Source organism: Sporomusa sp., from assembly GCF_035561255.1.
Classification (GTDB): Bacteria; Bacillota; Negativicutes; order Sporomusales; family Sporomusaceae; genus Sporomusa.
In genome coordinates this window covers 1-2,849 of the sequence record NZ_DATMXX010000366.1, presented here as the reverse complement: position 1 = coordinate 2,849, position 2,849 = coordinate 1, and the positions used below count along the sequence as shown (strand labels likewise).

The following is a 2,849-nucleotide window of genomic DNA, read 5'->3' as shown; positions in this document are numbered from 1 at the left end:
CTATTAATTTACAGGAAACCAGGCCTGCCGTAATCGCTCAATCGCTGCTGCAATCTCATTGGCAGGTATTTTTGAAAAATAAAGTATTATTTGCGGAAGTTTTTCCTGTGACAATTCTAAATAGTAATCCTGGACAAGAGCGACACGACAACCGTATGCGAGCGCTTTTTCAACAAGTTCTCTGGCACTTAAATCGGATTTTACACTGAGAATAGTGTGAAGCCCTGACTCCGTGTCAGTCACCTCAACATGGTCGCCTAAAATATTCCTAATTGCTTCAAACAAAAGTACATTCTTCTCATAATACATTTTTCTAAGGCGGCGAATCTGACGCTCCAAATGACCATCTTCCATAAATTTAGCCAAAGCCAGCTGCTCAATCGTTGACGCAGCCTGATTATATAAGGATGAATTTTGGTGATAAAGGGCTAGCAACCTTTCAGGCAATACCAGATAGCTAATCCGTATCGAAGGCGGAATAATCTTCGAGAATGATCCTAAATATACTACCTTGCCGGTATTATCAAGACCTTTTAACGCCGGAATCGGCAGTCCAAAATATCGGAATTCACTATCATAATCATCCTCAATAATAGTCCCGTCAACAGTTTGGGCCCATCGTAACAGCCTGGTTCTTTTACCAATTGGCATAATATATCCAGTCGGGAATTGATGAGACGGACTCAAATATACCAGCTTAGTCCCACTGCTGACTAACTCCTCAATAGTAATACCGTCTTGCTTCATTCTTATCGGTACTATCGTAAAAGCATGATCTGTAAAAATACGTCTTCCGTTCTTAAAACCTGGCTCTTCGAAGGCAATGCTTTTGTGTTCAAGCTTTAATATACTGCACAGGATATTAAGGAGGTTTTGTACACCTGCGCCAATGATGATTTGGTCTGGGTGTGCGTAAACCCCGCGCGATTTCTGAATATATTTTGCTATTTGAGTACGCAGCTCTTCCTCGCCACGAATATGTCCATAGCCTAGCAGGCGCTCTTTGTTCAGAAAAACCTTGCTAATATAACGTTTCCATAGCGAAAAATCAAAGCCATTACTATCCATTTCCCCACTGGCGAAATCATAAAGTATTTTCGGTTCTTCTACCGGGGGTGAATGCTGATAGTTAGTTGCAACTACAGCAACCGCGGTTTCATAATCGATGCCCTCAAATTTATTGACAGTATACCTTGAACGATCACTATTACTAATATAACCTTCACTGAGCAATTGTTGGTATGCTTTTTCGACAGTGATCTTACTCACAGCCAAATTCTTAGCTAATCCCCTGATTGATGGCAGCTTTTCACCTTTGGTTATCCTGTTTTGCTCAATGGCAGTCTTAAAATGCTTATAGAGTTGTATGTATAAAGGTTCTTTACTCATTAAGTTTAGCATAAGCAATTCCAGCATAACATCCTCCTCAGTAACTGTACCTATTAATTATATACATTCTGTATATTTCAATATGTTCAATTATATTTTATACTACAAATATAATTTTTAAAATACCCGGTATCAAAGGAGGACTTGAACATGACAAGATTTAAAGCACTTACCGTAGCTGGTTCAGATACAAGCGGTGGAGCAGGCCTGCAGGCTGATCTAAAAACGTTTCAGGAGCTTGGGGTTTATGGCATGACCGCTCTCACGGTCGTCGTAGCCCAAAATCCCCATAATAACTGGGCCCATGACGTGTATCCCCTGCCAATTGAGGTTTTAGAGGCACAATTGGAGACTGTTCTGTGCGGAATTGGCGTGGATGCCCTTAAAACGGGAATGCTGGCTTCAAGTGAGGTCATTGATTTAGTCGCAAAAAAAATTGATCAATACCAGGTTAAAAAAGTAGTTATTGATCCAGTTATGGTATGCAAAGGAACAGATGAGGTTTTACACCCTGAATCAACAATCAGCATGCGGGAGCAGCTTGCACCCCGTGCTACAGTTATTACACCGAACATTTTTGAAGCTGAACAATTGAGTGGCATTCGCTCCATCACCTCAATTGATGATATGAAAGCGGCAGCAGCTAAAATCTACACTCTCGGGCCTGAGAATGTATTGATAAAAGGCGGCTCCAAACTAAATACCGTCAACGCAGTTGACCTACTCTATGATGGTAAAGAATTTGTCATTTTGGAAAGCCCAAAAATTGATACAAAATTCACCCATGGTGCTGGTTGCACATATGCGGCCGCTATTACAGCCGGACTTGCCAAAGGCTTGACAGTCCTTGAATCAGTACGGCAGGCCAAAGAATTTATTACTACCGCACTCAAACATTCCTTCCCGCTTAATAAGTACGTCGGCCCCACTTGGCATGCTGCCCATCGTTTGCACAATTAGAAATCGTTTAGAAAAGACTTGCTTTTAAAGCTAGTCTTTTTTTATTGCAATATAAAAAAAGCCAAACGAGCTATTTGTCTCGTTTGGCTTTTAATGTCATGGTTGCGGGAGCAGGACTTGAACCTACGACCTTCGGGTTATGAGCCCGACGAGCTACCAACTGCTCCATCCCGCGATAATAAGCATAAGCAGAGAACCAGGTTTTTAGGAGCGACAGCGACGCGGAAACCTGCGTGAATCGCTTAGTTCCAAGCGTTAGTGCGGAACTTCCTAATCAGAGTATGTTCCCTGAAAACTTCACAGAAGAAAGATAGTGCAATTAGGATCATTTCGTTCGCACTGCAAGTGCGAACAAGTGTTAAGTCAAGTCCTCGGCCTATTAGTACCAGTCAGCTGAGTGGATTGCGCCACTTACACATCTGGCCTATCAACCTTGTCATCTACAAGGGGCCTTACTTCTTTCGAATGACAGACCTCATCTTAAGGCTGGTTTCACGCTT

The 2,849-nt window shown here is 42.1% G+C and carries 2 protein-coding genes, 1 tRNA gene and 1 rRNA gene; 1 reads left to right on the top strand and 3 read right to left on the bottom strand.

Annotation, left to right across the window (positions count from 1 at the left end; all coding sequences use genetic code 11):
* Positions 1–3: 3 nt before the first annotated feature.
* On the bottom strand, positions 4–1,416 hold the full coding sequence (locus tag VN379_RS20885) for a PLP-dependent aminotransferase family protein (protein WP_325537444.1): 1,413 nt from the start codon (positions 1,414–1,416) through the stop codon (positions 4–6).
* A 123-nt stretch (positions 1,417–1,539) separates the two neighbouring features.
* Here VN379_RS20885 and pdxK point away from each other — a divergent pair, with 123 nt between their 5' ends.
* On the top strand, positions 1,540–2,349 hold the full coding sequence (gene pdxK / locus VN379_RS20880) for a pyridoxine/pyridoxal/pyridoxamine kinase (RefSeq protein ID WP_325537442.1): 810 nt from the start codon (positions 1,540–1,542) through the stop codon (positions 2,347–2,349).
* 99 nt (positions 2,350–2,448) lie between these two features.
* Here pdxK and VN379_RS20875 read toward each other — a convergent pair.
* Together VN379_RS20875 and VN379_RS20870 are read right to left on the bottom strand one after the other, a co-directional pair.
* Positions 2,449–2,524 (bottom strand) — tRNA-Met (locus tag VN379_RS20875).
* A 184-nt stretch (positions 2,525–2,708) separates the two neighbouring features.
* A 23S ribosomal RNA gene (locus tag VN379_RS20870) occupies positions 2,709–2,849 on the bottom strand; the annotation flags it as partial.

Excerpts from the sequence above, each read along its gene's own strand:
- VN379_RS20885 (WP_325537444.1), bottom strand. The coding sequence starts at position 1,416 with ATGCTGGAATTGCTTATGCTAAACTTAATGAGTAAAGAACCTTTATAC.
- pdxK (WP_325537442.1), top strand. The coding sequence starts at position 1,540 with ATGACAAGATTTAAAGCACTTACCGTAGCTGGTTCAGATACAAGCGGT.